Genomic DNA, 17,332 nt, shown 5'->3' on the forward strand with positions numbered 1-17,332 from the left:
TATTAAATCCCAAAGCTTGATGCTAATGTCCCAATAATTAACCCCCAACCATCTACTAGAACAAATAACATTATTTTAAAAGGTAAAGAAATAATCAATGGCGATAACATCATCATCCCCATTGCCATTAACACGCTGGCAACAACAATATCAATCACTAAAAATGGAATAAATATCATAAATCCGATTTGGAAAGCTGTTTTTAACTCCGAAGTTACAAAAGCAGGCATTAGAATATTAAAGGGAACATCCTCAGGTGAGGCAACAGGATCTACTTTCCCAATTTGAAAAAATAAATCGATATCGCTTTCTCGAGTATTCGCTAACATAAATTCATGAAAAGGCTTTTTACTTAGTGCAAATGCTTCCTTTGCTGGAATTTTCTCATTGATATAAGGCTGAAGAGCCGTTTGATTTACCTTTTCTAAAACTGGTGACATAACAAAAAACGTCAGAAAAAGCGCCAAACCTATTAATATTTGATTAGAGGGTGATTGTTGTAAACCCATTGCTTGTCGTAGGATCGAAAAAACGATAATAATACGAGTAAAAGATGTCATCATCATCAATATCGCAGGCAAAAACGATAATGACGTCATCAATAACAATATTTGTAAACTTATTGTATAATCCTGAGATCCATCTTCATTAGTTTTTACAGTGATCGCAGGTATCGCTTCAATTGCTTTAAAGCTATTATCATTAGAAGCACTGGTTTGATCAGTATTAGCTTGCGTATTATTCGCTGTAGTAGTGTTTTGTGCGTAGCTGCAACATGAAAATATAACTAATAATAATGCAAAAATATATCGGCTTCTAAGAATGGATGTGTTATTCATGAGCCATTGCCACAAGCTTTATTAACAATACTTTTAAAGTAGTGAGAAAACCCCAATGGATAACTACCGATGCGCTCTGCTTTTGGAGTTTCTGAGGTACTTTTTTCTAAATCTCCTGTCGGAATATTGACAACATTTCTCTCGTGGCCAGGGTATTTTTCATCAGCGCCCATACTAGTGATATGAGAAGAAGTGTGAGAAGAAGTATGGTGGCTATCTTCAGCAAAAGTATATTCCTGATCAAAGACATGTAAACAAGAAACTTGGTTTGAGCAAACACCTAGCAGTATTTTTTTACCCTCCACTTCTAATAATACCGCTTTTTCTCGTGTCCCTAACATTAGCGACGCGGAAACTTTCATATTTTTTTGCTGTAAAATCGCTCCTGCACCTAATTTTTTAGCCAGCCATGCCAAAGCAAAAATCATTGTAGTAACAAAGAGCAAACCAATAATAACTTGTGACATCATTGGAATTGTTTGCAATGCATTTAACTCATTTGTACTTTCCAATGCGTTTGTATAATCATTGACAAGAAATTGAACAATCATCGCAATGACGTAAATGTTATACTGTGTCATCTCACCGGCTCTCTTTCTATTACGGTATTAACGTAGCTTTTTAATCCGCTCAGATGGGCTAATCACATCCGTCATACGAATACCAAACTTTTCATTCACTACAACCACTTCACCATGTGCAATCAAGGTACCGTTAACTAATACATCTAAGGGCTCTCCCGCCAGCCGATCTAGCTCTACTACAGAACCTTGGTTAAGCTGTAGAAGATTGCGAATAGTAATTGAAGTGCTGCCTACTTCCATAGCGATAGAGACGGGAATATCTAAGATAACATCTAAATCTGGATTACCTTCTGCACCGCCACTTTGGCCTGAATCACCGAAATCTTCAAAGTCTACAGAATCGACCGCATCTTGCCCCTCTTCTTCTTGTTGGGTACTCTCTTCATTAGCTTGTTGTTCCATTGCCGCCGCCCAGTCGTCGGCCATGTCATCCTGGTTGGAGCTATCTTCATTATCTTCATCACTCATTACTCGTCTCCTTCAGAATCATCGCCTTTAATGGTAGCGGGAGTTAAAATGATTTCAGAAACTTTGAGAGCTAGATTATCGTTAGATTGCCCTAAAGTTGCTTTAAAAAAAGGAATACCATTGGCGGTTGCTACATGAACATCCGGCATATTGACAGGGATAATATCTCCCGTTCGTAGGTCCACAATATCGCGTAGCGGAATTTCTCTTCGCACGATATCGCATTCGAGATTAATATGTGCATCTAGAACATCCTCACGAAGCGCTTTGGCCCAACGATCATCCTTCTCGTCTGTATCAGACTGTAAACCTGCATCGAGCACATCGCGAATAGGTTCGACCATGGAGTAAGGCATAGTTACGTGCAACTCTCCCCCGCCACCATCAAGCTCTACATGAAATGTACTGACGACCACCACTTCGCTGGGACTGACAATATTCGCCATGGAAGGATTAACCTCTGAATTTATATATTCAAAGGTAATTTCTTTTACGGCTTTCCAAGCTTCGCGTAAATCAATGAATACTTGTTCCAGTACCATTTGTACCACGCGTAATTCTGTGGGGGTAAATTCACGACCTTCAATTTTTGCGTGGCGTCCATCCCCGCCGAAAAAGTTATCCACTAATTTAAAGACTAACTTAGCATCTAAAATAATAAGAGCCGTTCCTCTTAGCGGGCGAAATTTCACCATATTTAAACTTGTAGGAACATAAAGGGTATGAACGTATTCGCCAAACTTTTGAATTTGAATTCCACCAACAGAAACATCCGCTGTTCGTCTTAATAAATTGAACATACTAATGCGCGTATAACGGGCAAAACGTTCATTTAACATTTCCAAAGTGGGCATACGCCCGCGTACGATACGATCCTGGCTGGTCAGGTCATAGGAGGCAACACCTTCGCCACCCTCTTCACCTTCTGTTTCAACATCGCCATCGTCGACACCATGTAATAAGGCATCAATTTCATCTTGTGATAATAAGTCTTGCACGGCCTACTCTTCGCTGTAATCTTCAATAAATAGTTTTATTGCATCACTAAATTGGTAAATAGCACTTGTTCAATACCGGGCTCCCCCGTCTCTTTCTCCATTAAACGCTGTAGTTCTTGTAAACACTGCACTCGCAACAATTCCTTGCCCTCCGCCGTTTGAATTTCTTCAAATAACTGCCCACCAATTAACATCACCAGAGCATTGCGAATCATCGGCATATGCGTTTCGATATTGGCAACAACAGCTTCACTTCGAGTTAGCAAGGTAATTTCAGCTTGCATAAGCCTTTGTCTTCCTCTTGAATCAAAGGACACAATAATTGGCGGTTTAAGTGCGTAATATATTGCCGGCGCCATAACTTCTTCTACTTCCTCTTCGCCGCCCTCACCTTCTGCTGCCATTTCCTCTTTATCACCCGTCATAGATAGAACAGCTAATGTGCCGCCAACTGATGCACCAATTAAAACTATTGCCAAGACTACAAGTAAAATTATTTTCTTTTTACCTGATCCAGCATCAGCTTCGCCTTCGCCGTCTTTTTCTTGCTCTTCTGCCATGTCAAATATTCGTCATAACGTTTTTATTAACCAAAAAAGCAAGAGATATGCCAGAGGTCTGACTATACTTTTTGCTCATTATGTTTTAACTCAGACATTATTATTCCGGCGGCAATATATGTCCGGTTAATAGCGATGGATGGATGCACTGCCGCGTGTCGATAGATTCGCGCTAGCTCCTTGAAATCAAGCCGTTTAACACAATAGCGCTGTATTTTAAGATACGACAGATAAATATATCAGGACAATATATTTAGCCACCAGACTAATCGTATGGTAAAGAAAATTACAATGACACTAACGTTAGCACTTTTTTCAAGTACTAACGCAATGAATATTACGAAAGATAGTAGGTAGTATATTTATTTAGAAGCGCTCTTGAGGCGTTTTTAGAACGGGTACATCTAAAATTAAGTGTTAGTAAGAATTTTTCTAAGCAACTTAAACATAATGATCAACACCGTATTCATGGTGTATTTGTATACTTGGCACATCAGTATCCTCATCTTGGATGCTACTAGCCAATTGTCCTTTTGCATGACCACCTTCGCCCTCTTGTTGACTACCAAATTGATCCGATGAATCACCAGAGATATCAACATTCACGAGATTTAGTCCTTGCTCGTCAAGTAATTCGCGGAGCCTAGCTTGTGCTTGGTCTAAAGAATCGCGTACTTGGGCATTTGTCGCTACGAAACTCACACTTGCTTGATCTTGGCTAACACTGACTTTGACTTGTAACGGGCCTAGCTCAGGTGGATCTAACTGCAACTCTGCAAATTTAATATTTTGCGAAGCCATCATTGCAGATCGCTCAGCTACCATATTGCTCCAACCACTTTGGCCAAAAGTAATATTTACAGGCAATTGCACACGTCCAGTTTTTGACGATAAGAGGTTGGATGTATCTGTGCCTGACCCTGTGATGGTATGATTAACAAATGCATGAATATTGGCATTTTTATTTAGTGACGATTCTACTCGACCATCTTTAAGAGATGTTGTTAATTCATTGTTTACCGTCACAACATCTTTTTGCAATAAAAGGTTCTTCTCCATATTGGAGACACCAACGCTAGTACTAGTATCTGCTTTTAATTGTGGTTTATCACTAGGTTCGAGAATAACAACGTTTTTTTCAACCAAAGGTTGAGAACCAATACCAGGAAGGTTTTGTTTTACACTGGTATTACTCTGGGTAAGTGGAAATTGACTTGGTGTTAACGCCTTAGATTGTAAGTCTAGCGTACTCTGTTGTGAGGCTATTTGCACATTATTTGAGTGAGTCAATGTTTGTTTCTGGGGATCAATAATTTGCGAAGTCTGTGCCTCCTGCGATAACACTCTATCGACAGTAGGAGCACTGGCCGTTAACGCATTCGAGTTAAGCTCAAGTTCACTGGCATTGATACCAGTACTTAGAGGCGATCTAGTGGTTTCGACTTGGGTGTTAATATTTAATGTGATGTCATCTGTCACATCGACAGCAGTCAAAGCCACCTCTTCAGCCTCGTCAACATTAGTGTCAGCAGAATTCTCATCCAAGGAAGTAGCTCGTTTATCTTTTGCAGCGTCAGTTTGGGCACCTGCAGACTCATCAGAATCCTTATCAGATGTATCATTACTTTTACTATCGGCAGCAACTTCTTTTGTAGTATTATCGCTCTCGCTTTGCTCCACAGAATTATCTTTTCGATCTGTCTCAGCGGGTTTTTTGTCTGCTGTATTATTGTCAGAGCGTTCTACCTTATTTTTTTTGGTTTGAGAGTCCATCGCCTGTTTGAAACCATCATTAGAACTCTGATTTAAATTGGGTTCTGCGCGTTGGGATTGAATAATAATTTGTTCTTGCTCATTGAGATTCACCAAAGGCAATAGCGGATTCATTTTTATCCCTCACAATATAAATAATAATACGAAAGTATAATTTCACTGCTTCACATGATGCACAGCTCGTTGCTCACATTATTAAGGGAGCAAAGCTTGTGCCATATTCATATTGTGGAAGAGGCTATGAATAAGCCCATAAATAGGCCTTAGGTGATAATGCTCAAACAAGGTCTTTCAAAATCAACTCGACAGCGGCAAACTCTTGCTCAATTGCGGCGATTTGTTGCATAGCATTTTCAACCTTGCCTTGGCGCGCCTGTCTCTCCATCTCTTCACAAAGATCCGCCAGAGGGTTTATGCCAAGATTGCGACTGCTTCCTTTAAGGCCGTGAGCTTGATGACACAGCTCTGTCATATCGTTTTTCTCAAAGGCAACGGCTAGAGCAGCCAAGCGCGGCTGAGAGTCATTGAGGTAGGTAGAAATAAGTTCGCTAAATTTCTCGCCGAGTAACTCTTGTAACATAGCGAGATTGTCGCGATCAATCCTGTTGTGTGACATGATATTTGCGGTTTAAATTTTTATATGAGGATTTATTGTTGGATCAACTCTACATTTTCTCGGCGTGCCTGCTGTCTTATCCTATCTATGTGCTATGTGCATACGTACTAGCAAACCGACTCAAGTAGAAATAGTGCCATATATAAAACGACTAGTCTTCACGCTCCCAGTAATACACCACTTCGATATCGTTACCCGGTTCATGGATTTCTATACTTTTGGTGAGCGATTGTATCAGGCTGAGCCCACGTCCATAAAGGTTCTGGCTAACACCTTTATTCTCGGTTTTTTTAACAGTAAAGCCCTCACCTGAATCTTTCACTCGAATATTAAGATAGCCACCATTGCCATTGGCAGTATGAGAAAGCTGAAAACTGACCTTCCCTGCAACCAGTTCCTGCAATCGTTTTGTGCGCTCGTTGTAGTAAGAAGCAAAGCCTCCTGGGGAGGACTTCAGTTCGGATTTTAGACCGAGAACACCATGCTCAAGGGCATTGGAATATAGTTCAGCAAGCACCGTGTATAGGGGGGTTCGATGTTGCCTTAGACCTGGCACCTCAGAAATAATATTCATTAATAGTGGCAGTGGATCGAACTCTTTGAGGCTATTTTCAGGCAAATCAAAATTCATATACCAGTCGGAGAGACAGCCTTGATTTTTTTCCATAAATTGGTCGACTTTCGCGACAACATCCACATCTTGCATCTCAATTTCGACCAGTGACATATCATCATCTTTCTCCGTTGAGCCAATGTGTGCTTGCACATTATTTAACACCTTATCGAATAAATCCTTATCTCCGATATTATCGTAAAAAATTTGGTGTAAATTCTCTTCGCCGAACATTTCGCCCGCTTGATTTCTCGCTTCAAAGGCACCGTCTGACCACATATACAAACGATCACCATAATCCAGCTGGAAGGTTTGACTTTCGCCATTAAAACTCTTACTCGGCAGCACGCCTAATGGTAAGTTTTTAGATGCCAAAAGTTCATATTTTCCTGTGCTTTTCAAATACAGAAAGGCCTCGGGCAAGCCGCCATTCCATACTTTGATGCGCCGCTCCTTGAAATTGATATCGACACAAATGGCGCAACAGAAAAAACCTATTGGCAAAATGTCGTTTAACTTTTGATTAATTTCTCGCAAGATATCAGACATACTGAAACCCTTGCGCACCATACCGTAGAAAGTTGACGCCAACGGCATAGAGCCAATGGCCGCTGGTAGGCCGTGCCCTGTAAAGTCGCCTAACATGACGACCATGTTACCATTGGGACTGAATTCAGAAACCAGGACATCGCCGTTAAACACAGCCAAGGGCGACATGTAATGACGAATGTTGCCCATATCCAGGCAACCTGTCGGTGCAATTTTATCGAATACTTGTTTAGCGACGGTTTGTTCTTGAATTAGATGGCGGTTGTGCTCTTCAATCTGCGCTTTTTGATTTAACAAAGTGGTGTGCATTCTTCGAAGACGACCAAACGACTTAATCTTCGATTGCAATACCACTGGATTATATGGTTTAGGAATAAAATCATCGCCACCGGCTTCTAGACATTCGACCAAGTCGGCCTGATCTTTTAACGATGTCAGAAAGATAATGGGCACCATATCCTCATTGCCCATGTCCCGTATTTTCCTGGCAGCTTCAATGCCTCCCATATTTGGCATCAGAACATCCAGCAGCACCACGTCAGGGGACTTCTCCTGAAAAGCAGTAAGTGCCTGTTCGCCGTCGGCTACACCAATAGGGATATGGCCAGCTTTGGCGACAATGGTTTCAAGAATAAATCGATCAGATGCAGAATCCTCTGCAATAAGAATTTTAAGAGAATCTTGAGGCTCGTTATTCAACGTCTATCCCCTGCTTTCCTGCGGCCTATTACTCGATGACAAACAGTTGCTCAAAGCTGGAAATGGCAAATATTTTCTTTACTTCTGGCGAACAATTATCAATAACAATATTGGCTTTATCTCCACCTGCGTGATCACGTAATACGAGCAACATACCTAAGGCCGAACTATCCAAATGAACGGTTTCTGCCAAATCAACTACGTAGCGCTGAATATTATCGGAATCAACATTTTCGAAGCTACGTCTAAACTGTTCTAGAGAAGAGGCATCGAATCGTCCTTCAATAGATATTGTTAACGCTTCACCATTATCAGAAAGACATGATGTTATCGACATATAAAACGTATCCTAAGTTAGAATTCAATTATTACGCTTACTAAAAGCATAGCTCAATTTTATCTAAAGGCTACAGATAATATTTCCGAAGCCACTCGATTAAGTGGCAATATTTTTTCTGCTCCCCCAATTTTAACAGCATGCCCAGGCATTCCCCAAACCACACTAGAAGCCTCATCTTGAGCAACGGTCACGCAATTTGCCTGTTTCATACGCAGCAATGCCTCTGACCCATCAGCTCCCATGCCTGTTAGCAGCACCCCCATGGTATTTCTGCCACCAGACGCTTCCAGTACGGAATCATATAACACTTCCACAGATGGCATATGTCGATTAACTGGTCCGCTATTGTCGAGTTTACAGATATAAGATCCAGCCGCCAAGACAACTTTTAAATGTGCATCTCCCGGAGCAATATAAGCACAACCAGATTTAATCGGCTGACCATCCTCTGCTTGGTAAACATTGATCTTCGATGCATTATCTACTCTGCGAGCAAAAGACGCACTGAAGGTCCCGGGAATATGCTGGGCGATTACGATTGCCGGTGAATTTTCAGGTAAACATGTTATCACTTCTTTAATCGCTTCAGTACCACCAGTAGACGCTCCTATTGCACAAAGAAAATCGGTACGCAAACACTTGCGCCCGATCAAAGAATTATTTCTTTTTGCCTCCTCGACCAGCTTTTCTTTTTCCCTTTTAGTAGCTTTAGGTCGAACATTGGCACGTGATGCATGCCAGACTTTCTCAAGAATGGTTTGACGACAACTCTCCAATCCTCCAGAGCCATCGCTTTTGGGCTTAGGAACAAAATCCACCGCGCCATGCTCAAGGGCCTCTAAAGTGACCGGTGCTCCCTGCTGCGTCAGTGTGGAAATCATAACCACTGGCATAGGCCTTAAACGCATCAGGTTTTGTAAAAACATAATGCCGTTCATTTTAGGCATTTCGATATCGAGAGTGAGAACATCAGGGTTGTGCTTCTTGATGAGATCACGAGCCTGATAGGCATCCTCAGCAGCGGCAACAACCTTAAAGCGTGAATCAGACTCGAAAATTTCCGTCAGCAATGCACGAATAAGGGCAGAGTCATCGATGATTAATACCTTCACAGCACACATGTTAAATATCTTCTCTTGTCTAAAAAAAATTGATTAAAATAATTCCACATCGCCACTGGTATCGGGTTTTTTGTTCATGGAGTCATAGTATTCTTTCTCACGACGCTGAATGGTGTCGTTATTTTGCGTTTGCAAACGTTTTAACTTGACTGACCCGGTATCAGGGAAATACATTACTTTACGTGGGCAAGTACTACCCACATCTTGCGCGTCTATAGAAAGCCCTTCTTGGTGAAGAAAATTGGTCACAAAATCGATATTGCGGGCTCCCACATCAATAGAGGAAAAATTAGCCATCACCTTACCGCCACCAAATATCTTTATCTCAAAGTTACTTTTGTTACCACCTTGCTTCAGTATTTCATTGACCAGGTATTCCATCGCCCAGTTGCCATAGGCCAACTCGGCTGAAATGGCTGCAGATGCAGCCTGCCCATCTTGTATCGGCAGCATAAAATGATTCATACCACCAACGCCTATTCTCTTATCTCGAATACATGCTGAAATACAAGAACCCAACACGGTTACGATAATTTCACCCGTCTTACTAACATAGCACTCCCCCGGTTTTATTTTTGCCGTCGGCATTTTCATCCGCGGATCCCAATAACGATTAATATGCTCAAAGCCGGGAAGTGTGGGCGTTGTTATTTTTTGTTTTAGTGACATTATCTATTTCTCTCATAAATCGTTCGTCCTAGTGATGTAAAACGATCGGTAACATTATGAAGGCTCTCAGAGTGGCCAATAAATAGTTTGCCATTCGTTGTGAGAATATTGGCATAACGATCGAACAGTTTCTTTTGAGTATCAATATTGAAGTAAATAACCACGTTACGACAAAAGATTACATCGAACTGTCCTTTCATCGGCCAGTCATGCAAGAGATTTAATTGATTAAACTGAATTCGGCTTTGTATTTCAGGCTTCACTTGGCCACTACCATCAGCCTTATTAAAGTTAATGTATTTTTTATATTGGCTGGGGATACCATCAACCCTATCCTCTGCATAATGGCCAGCCCTAGCGGTAGCCACAACATTGGAGTCGAGGTCGGTCGCCAGAATTTTTACATCCCATTTTCTAATGTGAGTGAAATGATCTAACACCATCGAAATGGAATAAGGCTCCTCACCCGTAGAACAACCAGCAGACCAGATACGAATTCTACGTGTGCCAGCATTCTTTTTTATAAGGTCTGGAATAACAGTTTCGTTGAGATATTCAAAGTGATGATTTTCTCGAAAGAATGAAGTTAGATTAGTAGTAATAGCGTTAATGAAATCAGTAAGTTCTGTATTGCCTTCACTCTCGATAAGATCGCAATAGCTTGAAAAACTATTAAGTTTAAGGGCTCGCAAACGTCTAACGATGCGGCTATAAACCATATTTTTCTTTTGATCACTAAGGGTAATACCAGTAAGATTAAACGCGATCTTTTGAATACGACGAAAGTCCTTGTCCATCATATTGTATTCGCGTGACGGAGGGCTATCAGTATTTTTAGCGGGGGCAGAATTCATAATTTTAACCAACGTCCTGATACTATTTTTATATCTTAAAGAACAGGACGTTGGGCTAAGCTTGATCAATCTAGAGTTTTATAATATTTGGCTAATTACATCTTTCATTCTTATTAATACTAAATAGCCAATATTAATCTACTACGCCTCTATCCATTTAAGACACTAATTTTGATACGTTTAAAATATTTAATCAAAAGTACAACTAAAAACTACTACGCACTAGTGACTGTAATATTATTTTCCTTGAAAACTAAATATTCCAGCATACATATAGACAAAGTAAAAGCCCGAAATATTCTATTAGTATTATATGTTTATCACTTTATAGTATCTCTTTAGAAAGTGTTAAGCGCTTGCTGCAACCTTTTAATTTAAGATCTTACAAAAAGCACTTAACACATTTAGGAATTAAAACTCTTCCCACTCATCATGAGAACCGGAAGAACCACTAGAATGACTGGTTGATGAACTGCTTGCTGCAGGCCGCGACGGCGTTTTAGAGAACGAAGCTGGAGCAGAGGCCACTGGAGCTGCCGCAGGAGCACCACCACCTCCGCCGAGCGAATCACCGTGACTGAAAAACTCAACAACACTCTTCATAGAGCGTGCTTGATCCGACATTGCCTGACCGGCTGCAGATGCCTCCTCAACCAGGGCCGCATTTTGCTGTGTCATTTCGTCCATCTGGGTTATTGCCGTATTCACCTGTTCGATACCTGCGGATTGTTCTTTTGCTGCGCCGGCGATTTCTTGCATCATCACAGTCACTTCATCAACAGAAGTAACAATTTTTGCAAGTACTTCCCCTGAATGGTTGACCAAGGAAGTACCATCTTCTACTTTGGAAACACTATCTCGAATCAAGTCTTTAATTTCTTTTGCTGCACCGGCCGAACGTTGCGCTAGGTTCCGTACCTCTCCGGCCACAACTGCGAATCCTCGACCCTGCTCACCAGCTCTTGCTGCTTCCACTGCGGCGTTAAGTGCTAATAGATTCGTTTGGAAAGCAATTTCATCAATCACACTAATGATGTCGCTAATTTTCTTACTCGATTTATTTATCTCTTCCATTGCCGACACTGCATTTTCTACAACACCGCCTCCGTCTCTCGCTAACATTTGTGCATCCACCGTCATGGCGTTAGCTTTCTCAGCATTTTCGGCACTTTGTTTAACAGCAGCGGTCATTTCTTCCATACTCGCTGCTGTCTCTTCTAATGACGAAGCTTGTGACTCTGTCCTATGACTTAAATCAGCATTACCTTGTGCGATTTCATCGGCGGATAAGCCTATAGAGTCGGCTGACATGCGAATATTGGCAATAACCTCTGTTAGTTTTTCTGCCGTAGCATTGGCATCATTTTTCAGTTGCCCAAATGAGCCCTGATAGTCACGGGTAATACGCTCATTAAGGTTACCCTTAGCTATGGATCCAAGCATCCTAACAATATCATTGAGGGCAATTTCCATTGTACTCACAAGATTATTAATGCCTTTACTAAGATTATGGAAAAAGCCTTCTTTACCATCCATTGAAATATGTTGCGAAAAACTACCTTCACTGGCAGCGGCTATAACACTATCAATCTCTCTCTCCATCGCCATTTCTGCAGTTCTATCATTCCATTCAACCACCGTTCCCACACGTTCATTATCTTGATAAACAGGGTTGGCAATCACGGTAAAAGTGCGTCCACCTACTTCAGCTTTACCGTTAAATACACCGCGCATATCACGTAATAGGTTACGTTGATGGCTGGGATCTTTATGGAAGACATCAATGTTCACGCCCATAAGTTTACTAACATCAAATGAAGGTAGGTCTTTTTTGATATCAGACTCTGCCCTTTGCATCATACCTTGGACAGCTTTATTCATATAAATAATATGCGCATCTTCATCGGCAATCATAACGTTAGCGGTTACATTATCGAGCGCTTGTTTGACACGCTCATTTTCAGCAGCCAAACGTCGTTCTTCTTTTTGCTGTGCTAACGCTTCCGTCTTATCGTTCCATTCAACAACAGTGCCAATAAATTTACCGTCCTCGTCATGCAGTGGCGTTGCGATTAAACCAAAAGTTAGTCCTGACAGTGGTAAGTCAGCGCGATAACTCTTGGTTAAGCTTTTAAGAAGGTTACGTTGGTGAGAAGGGTTTTTATGGAAAATATCTACATTAGTCCCCAGTAGTTGGCTACTGTTGAAATTAGGCAATTGCTCCCGAATTTCATTCTCACGGTTACGCATCATTTCTCTAACCGCACTATTCATATAAGTAATTGTCATGTCTTCGTTAGCAAGCATGACTGAGGTATCGCAAACATCTAAGGCCTGGCGAATACGTAAATTCTCCTGCGCGACTTCTCGTTCTTTCTTCTCACGGTTGACCCGTTCGGTTTTATCTTCCCATTCAACTAAGGTACCAATACGCTCACCATTTGCGTCTGTCCAGGGAGTGGCAATAAGACCAAAAGTTAGACTTCCTAATTCAAGGTCTGTTTTATACGGCTCTCGCAAATTTCGTAACATTCCGCGTTGGTGCTCGGGCCGTTGATGAAAATCATCAACACAAGTACCTATCAATGATTTAACATTAAAATTCGGCAATTCCTTGCGCAAAGAAGATTCATTTTTCTTCAACATTTCTGTCACTGTCTCATTCATATAGACAATGTTGCAATCGTTATCTGCCAGCATAACATTCGCCTGGCATAGTTCTAATGCCTTAGCTTTATCCGCCAAGCGTTTAGCATCAGTAATATCAGTAGCAAATTTAACAACTTTATAAGGCCGGCCTGTTTCGTCCCGCAAAGGATTATAGGATGCCTTAATCCAAACTTCTTTGTTGTTTTTACCAAGGCGTCGAAATTCGGAAACGAAGCATTCACCGCTCGCCAAACGCTGCCAAAAATTTTGATATTCCGGGCTATTACGTGTTTTATCGTCGATAAATATGCTGTGATGTTTACCTTGCACTTCATCTAAACGATATCCCATGGTGTTTAAAAAATTGTTGTTGGCGTGCAAGATATTGCCGGAAGTATCGAATTCAATAACAGCCTGTGTATTGTTGACCGCCTCCATTTTAGCTGCAAGTTCTTTGCACTCTTGAGAGTTTCCACTCATTGATTCTTTTAGTTTGTTAAACATACTTATGGCACCATCAAATTATTGTTCAGCATTTTCAATTTGTTGACTAATAGCTGTCATATTAGGAATTTCGTCCATGGAAAGCAGTCGATCTATATCCAGCAAAATCACCATTTTCTCATCCACATTGACTAACCCTTTAATAAATTCCGTATTTAGTGAATTACCAATATCCGGTGCTGTCCTCATATCTTTTTCTGCAAGCGAATATACATCGGAAACGGCGTCAACGACGATACCCATCACTCGCTCACCTTGATCAGTAGAAACTTTCAGCACAATTACCACTGTAATCGGCGTGTACTCAATACTTTCCATACCAAAGCATTGTCGTAGATCAATAATAGGAACAATCGTACCACGCAGATTAATTACGCCTTTTATATGAGCAGGTGCATTAGGAATTGGGGTTGCGGACTCCCAGCCTCTAATCTCTTGAACACATAAAATATCGACTCCATACTCTTCACCAGCAACGATGAAAGTTAAAAACTGATCTGTTTCATCTGACTCAAATTCCATACCCGTATGTGAGTTTATACTGCGTACAGAATCGCTGGCGGATGAGTTGTCATTTTGTATCTGCATAAAAACCTCTACAAACCCACTTACTGTATAAGATGGTTTTGGTTAGAAACATTGGCCTGTGTGGCGGCGTTAATTAATAAACTACTCTCTTCAGCTAAGCGGGCAATACCGGGAATATCTACAATAAGTGCGACCGTACCATCGCCAAGAATTGTTGCTCCTGAAATACCTTCCACTCGTTGATAATTATGTTCAAGGCTTTTAATGACCACTTGCTGTTGCGCTAGTAATTCATCTACGATAATACCAACCTTATCCCCCTCTGATTCGACCACAACCATTAGGGAGCCTTCTAAATCGTAATTATCGACTTCAATATTAAATACTTTAGCGAGTTGTAAAATAGGAACATATTCATCACGTAACCTGAATACATCACTGCCACCAGCAACTTTGTTGATATATTCTGATTTACATTGGAGAGATTCGACAATGGACACAATGGGGAAAATATATGTTTCTTTACCGACTCTCACTAGCTGGCCATCCAATATAGCCAAAGTTAGAGGTAAACGAATAGTAATGGTAGAGCCTTGATTCACTTCAGAGGTAATATCAATGGCGCCATTTAGTGCTTGAATATTTCTTTTTACCACATCCATGCCGACGCCGCGTCCAGAGACATCACTAATTTGCTTGGCGGTGGAAAATCCAGGCTGAAAAATTAAGTCAAAAGCCTGCTCATTAGTTAAGGATTCTGCCTCTGATGCCGTGATAACTTCTTTTTCAATCGCTTTTTGTTTCAGAGATTCTGGATCTAAACCTTTACCATCATCGACAACTTCAATCACTACGTTGCCACCTTGGTGATACGCATTTAGTGTGACATTACCTTGTTCAGGTTTGCCTTTTTGCCGTCTTTCCTCTGGCGTTTCGACACCATGATCAACTGCGTTTCGCACTAAGTGAACCAGAGGATCACCAATTTTTTCTAGTACTGTTTTATCCAGCTCTGTTTGATCACCTAAAATCTCTAGGTTCAAATCTTTATTTAGAGATTGGCTCAAATCTCTCACCATTCTCGGAAAGCGACTAAAGACAAAGCTAATGGGCAACATCCTTATGCGCATAACACTTTCTTGCAATTCTCTAGTATTTTGCTCTAGCTGGCCAAGACCTTCCAACAATTTAGGTAAGCGTTCAAGATCAAAGTCAGAACCTAACTGACCTAACATAGACTGGGTAATAACCAGCTCACCAACCATATTAATTAGATTATCTACCTTATCGATACCCACTCTAATCGAGGATGATTCCGCATTAGCTTTTTTAGCAGGAGCCTTCGGTTTTTGCGCAGTTTTAGGCTTGGCTGCGGCAGCTTTTGTGGTCGCTGTATTTGCAGCCGCTTCAGTGGTCGTTTCCTGTTCCGAGGTTTTTTGCAATTCCTCAGTAAATAGACCTGAAACAGATTTTACTTCTAACTCTGAATCATCTTTGACCCACTCAAATGCTTTTTCTATTTTCTCTTTATCATCATCTTTAGCATCGAGTAGAACTATCCACCTTAGATAACACAACTCGGGATCAATGGAACTAAACTCGGGAAATTGGGAGCTTGCGGTAATGGATTTTATTTTACCGATTTCTGTTAGTGCCTGAAAAATCTTTAAGGGATCATTACCTGTTCTTAAAATTTCAACTCCAGGAACAAAATCAATTGACCAGAAAGTTTCAATATCATCGTCATTACTATTTTGCTCAGGCTCTTTAGTTGCATTTTCGCTAACTGCTTGCACCTCTGTACTTTCTTCCATAGCACCAGGCGAAGAGGCTTTTATAACAACTTCTGATTCATCGATTACCCAGGCAAATATTTCTTCTATCTGGCTAAGTTCAGCGTCTGTTGATAACTCTATTTCCCAGTATAAATAGCTTGCTTCAGGTTCTAACTTATCGAGCAAAGGAAGCTCATCTGTTTTAGCAGAGCATTTCATCTCACCTAGCTCATTTAACTCATTAATTAAGCGTAGGGAATCATTACCCGTTTTAAGCACATCTCTACCAGGACGAAACAAAATATGCCAGCAAGGTATTTCAGCCGGTGCGCTCTCAGCGGCTGATTCTGCATCGCCGGAATCAGTCGCTGGAGCCTCAGCTTCGACGACATTACCCTCGAGCTTTGCTGAGAATTTCGCTGAAACTTCACGCGATAGTTCTGTTTCAGAGTCCTCACCAGTTTTCAACAAATCCAGCATTTCCCGTAGACAATCTACCGACTTCAGAAATAAGTCGACATCATCACCCGTCAACTCTCTCTCGCCACCTCGAATCTGATCAAGCAACGTTTCTAAGATATGAGTAAAACTGGCAATGGCACTAAAACCGAAGGTAGCACTGCCACCCTTTATTGAATGGGCCGCACGGAATATTGCGTTAATTGTCTCACTGTCCACCTCATCCAGATCCAACTCCATCAGTGAGGTTTCCATGATATCGACATTCTCAAAGCTTTCTTCGAAGAATACTTGATGGAATTGGGATAAATCGATAGCCATAAGGTTCTCTAAAAATAAATGAAAAAGTTGTTACTACAAGACTTTATTTATAGTCGCAATCAACTGGTCAGGGTTGAATGGCTTCACTATCCATCCGGTAGCACCTGCGGATTTACCTTCACTCTTTTTGTCGGCGCTCGATTCGGTTGTTAACATTAAAATTGGAGTGAACTTAAATGGTGGTAACTTGCGCAGCTCCTTAATAAGAGAAATACCATCCATATTCGGCATATTGATATCTGAGATTACCAAATCAAAACCCGTTTGATTTTTAGCAACCTTCAATGCCTCAACCCCGTCCCCTGCCTCATGAACATCGTGGCCAGCACTTTTAAGGGTAAACCCTACCATTTGGCGCATTGATGCTGAGTCGTCAACGGCTAGAATCTTTGCCATGAATATGTCTCCGATAA

At 41.1% G+C, this 17,332-nt stretch carries 16 protein-coding genes; all 16 read right to left on the minus strand.

The window, feature by feature from the left end:
• Positions 1–2: 2 nt before the first annotated feature.
• Positions 3–839: a flagellar type III secretion system pore protein FliP gene (fliP, locus tag BVC89_RS17765; RefSeq protein ID WP_086932480.1), complete on the minus strand. Its 837-nt coding sequence runs from the start codon at positions 837–839 to the stop codon at positions 3–5.
• Positions 836–1,420, minus strand: a complete 585-nt coding sequence (gene fliO / locus BVC89_RS17770; RefSeq protein WP_086932481.1) for a flagellar biosynthetic protein FliO — start codon at positions 1,418–1,420, stop codon at positions 836–838. The genes fliP and fliO overlap by 4 nt, the downstream gene beginning before the upstream one ends.
• 27 nt (positions 1,421–1,447) lie before the next feature.
• Positions 1,448–1,891, minus strand: coding sequence for a flagellar motor switch protein FliN (gene fliN, locus BVC89_RS17775; RefSeq protein WP_086932482.1), 444 nt, complete (start codon positions 1,889–1,891; stop codon positions 1,448–1,450).
• Positions 1,891–2,889 (minus strand): flagellar motor switch protein FliM, encoded by a 999-nt coding sequence (gene fliM / locus BVC89_RS17780; protein WP_086932483.1) that lies wholly within the window; start codon positions 2,887–2,889, stop codon positions 1,891–1,893. Before fliM ends, fliN begins: the two co-directional genes overlap by 1 nt.
• A gap of 35 nt (positions 2,890–2,924) precedes the next feature.
• The gene (locus BVC89_RS17785) at positions 2,925–3,449 is read right to left on the minus strand and encodes a flagellar basal body-associated FliL family protein (RefSeq protein ID WP_086932484.1); all 525 of its coding nucleotides are present in this window, start codon (positions 3,447–3,449) and stop codon (positions 2,925–2,927) included.
• Positions 3,450–3,890: 441 nt separating this feature from the next.
• Positions 3,891–5,336: a flagellar hook-length control protein FliK gene (locus BVC89_RS17790; protein ID WP_086932485.1), complete on the minus strand. Its 1,446-nt coding sequence runs from the start codon at positions 5,334–5,336 to the stop codon at positions 3,891–3,893.
• Between the two features lie 163 nt (positions 5,337–5,499).
• Positions 5,500–5,838, minus strand: a complete 339-nt coding sequence (locus BVC89_RS17795; RefSeq protein WP_086932486.1) for an Hpt domain-containing protein — start codon at positions 5,836–5,838, stop codon at positions 5,500–5,502.
• Between the two features lie 151 nt (positions 5,839–5,989).
• The gene (locus tag BVC89_RS17800) at positions 5,990–7,699 is read right to left on the minus strand and encodes a SpoIIE family protein phosphatase (RefSeq protein WP_086932487.1); all 1,710 of its coding nucleotides are present in this window, start codon (positions 7,697–7,699) and stop codon (positions 5,990–5,992) included.
• A gap of 28 nt (positions 7,700–7,727) precedes the next feature.
• Positions 7,728–8,036 (minus strand): STAS domain-containing protein, encoded by a 309-nt coding sequence (locus tag BVC89_RS17805; protein WP_086932488.1) that lies wholly within the window; start codon positions 8,034–8,036, stop codon positions 7,728–7,730.
• A 59-nt stretch (positions 8,037–8,095) separates the two neighbouring features.
• The gene (locus BVC89_RS17810; RefSeq protein ID WP_086932489.1) at positions 8,096–9,160 is read right to left on the minus strand and encodes a protein-glutamate methylesterase/protein-glutamine glutaminase; all 1,065 of its coding nucleotides are present in this window, start codon (positions 9,158–9,160) and stop codon (positions 8,096–8,098) included.
• 33 nt (positions 9,161–9,193) lie between these two features.
• On the minus strand, positions 9,194–9,829 hold the full coding sequence (gene cheD / locus BVC89_RS17815) for a chemoreceptor glutamine deamidase CheD (protein ID WP_086932490.1): 636 nt from the start codon (positions 9,827–9,829) through the stop codon (positions 9,194–9,196).
• Positions 9,829–10,683, minus strand: a complete 855-nt coding sequence (locus tag BVC89_RS17820) for a CheR family methyltransferase (protein ID WP_086932491.1) — start codon at positions 10,681–10,683, stop codon at positions 9,829–9,831. The genes cheD and BVC89_RS17820 overlap by 1 nt, the downstream gene beginning before the upstream one ends.
• A 411-nt stretch (positions 10,684–11,094) precedes the next feature.
• Positions 11,095–13,836, minus strand: coding sequence for a methyl-accepting chemotaxis protein (locus tag BVC89_RS17825; RefSeq protein WP_245929132.1), 2,742 nt, complete (start codon positions 13,834–13,836; stop codon positions 11,095–11,097).
• Between the two features lie 18 nt (positions 13,837–13,854).
• Positions 13,855–14,424: a chemotaxis protein CheW gene (locus BVC89_RS17830; protein WP_086932492.1), complete on the minus strand. Its 570-nt coding sequence runs from the start codon at positions 14,422–14,424 to the stop codon at positions 13,855–13,857.
• A gap of 20 nt (positions 14,425–14,444) precedes the next feature.
• Positions 14,445–16,919: a chemotaxis protein CheA gene (locus BVC89_RS17835; RefSeq protein ID WP_086932493.1), complete on the minus strand. Its 2,475-nt coding sequence runs from the start codon at positions 16,917–16,919 to the stop codon at positions 14,445–14,447.
• A 33-nt stretch (positions 16,920–16,952) separates the two neighbouring features.
• Positions 16,953–17,315, minus strand: a complete 363-nt coding sequence (locus BVC89_RS17840; RefSeq protein ID WP_086932494.1) for a response regulator — start codon at positions 17,313–17,315, stop codon at positions 16,953–16,955.
• Positions 17,316–17,332 lie beyond the last annotated feature (17 nt).

It is taken from the genome of Agarilytica rhodophyticola, from assembly GCF_002157225.2.
GTDB classification, from domain to species: Bacteria; Pseudomonadota; Gammaproteobacteria; order Pseudomonadales; family Cellvibrionaceae; genus Agarilytica; species Agarilytica rhodophyticola.

Coding starts and splice junctions, on each gene's coding strand:
- fliP (WP_086932480.1), bottom strand. CDS start 839: ATGAATAACACATCCATTCTTAGAAGCCGATATATTTTTGCATTATTA.
- fliO (WP_086932481.1), bottom strand. CDS start 1,420: ATGACACAGTATAACATTTACGTCATTGCGATGATTGTTCAATTTCTT.
- fliN (WP_086932482.1), bottom strand. CDS start 1,891: ATGAGTGATGAAGATAATGAAGATAGCTCCAACCAGGATGACATGGCC.
- BVC89_RS17785 (WP_086932484.1), bottom strand. CDS start 3,449: ATGGCAGAAGAGCAAGAAAAAGACGGCGAAGGCGAAGCTGATGCTGGA.
- BVC89_RS17790 (WP_086932485.1), bottom strand. CDS start 5,336: ATGAATCCGCTATTGCCTTTGGTGAATCTCAATGAGCAAGAACAAATT.
- BVC89_RS17795 (WP_086932486.1), bottom strand. CDS start 5,838: ATGTCACACAACAGGATTGATCGCGACAATCTCGCTATGTTACAAGAG.
- BVC89_RS17805 (WP_086932488.1), bottom strand. CDS start 8,036: ATGTCGATAACATCATGTCTTTCTGATAATGGTGAAGCGTTAACAATA.
- BVC89_RS17810 (WP_086932489.1), bottom strand. CDS start 9,160: ATGTGTGCTGTGAAGGTATTAATCATCGATGACTCTGCCCTTATTCGT.
- cheD (WP_086932490.1), bottom strand. CDS start 9,829: ATGTCACTAAAACAAAAAATAACAACGCCCACACTTCCCGGCTTTGAG.
- BVC89_RS17820 (WP_086932491.1), bottom strand. CDS start 10,683: ATGAATTCTGCCCCCGCTAAAAATACTGATAGCCCTCCGTCACGCGAA.
- BVC89_RS17825 (WP_245929132.1), bottom strand. CDS start 13,836: ATGTTTAACAAACTAAAAGAATCAATGAGTGGAAACTCTCAAGAGTGC.
- BVC89_RS17830 (WP_086932492.1), bottom strand. CDS start 14,424: ATGCAGATACAAAATGACAACTCATCCGCCAGCGATTCTGTACGCAGT.
- BVC89_RS17835 (WP_086932493.1), bottom strand. CDS start 16,919: ATGGCTATCGATTTATCCCAATTCCATCAAGTATTCTTCGAAGAAAGC.
- BVC89_RS17840 (WP_086932494.1), bottom strand. CDS start 17,315: ATGGCAAAGATTCTAGCCGTTGACGACTCAGCATCAATGCGCCAAATG.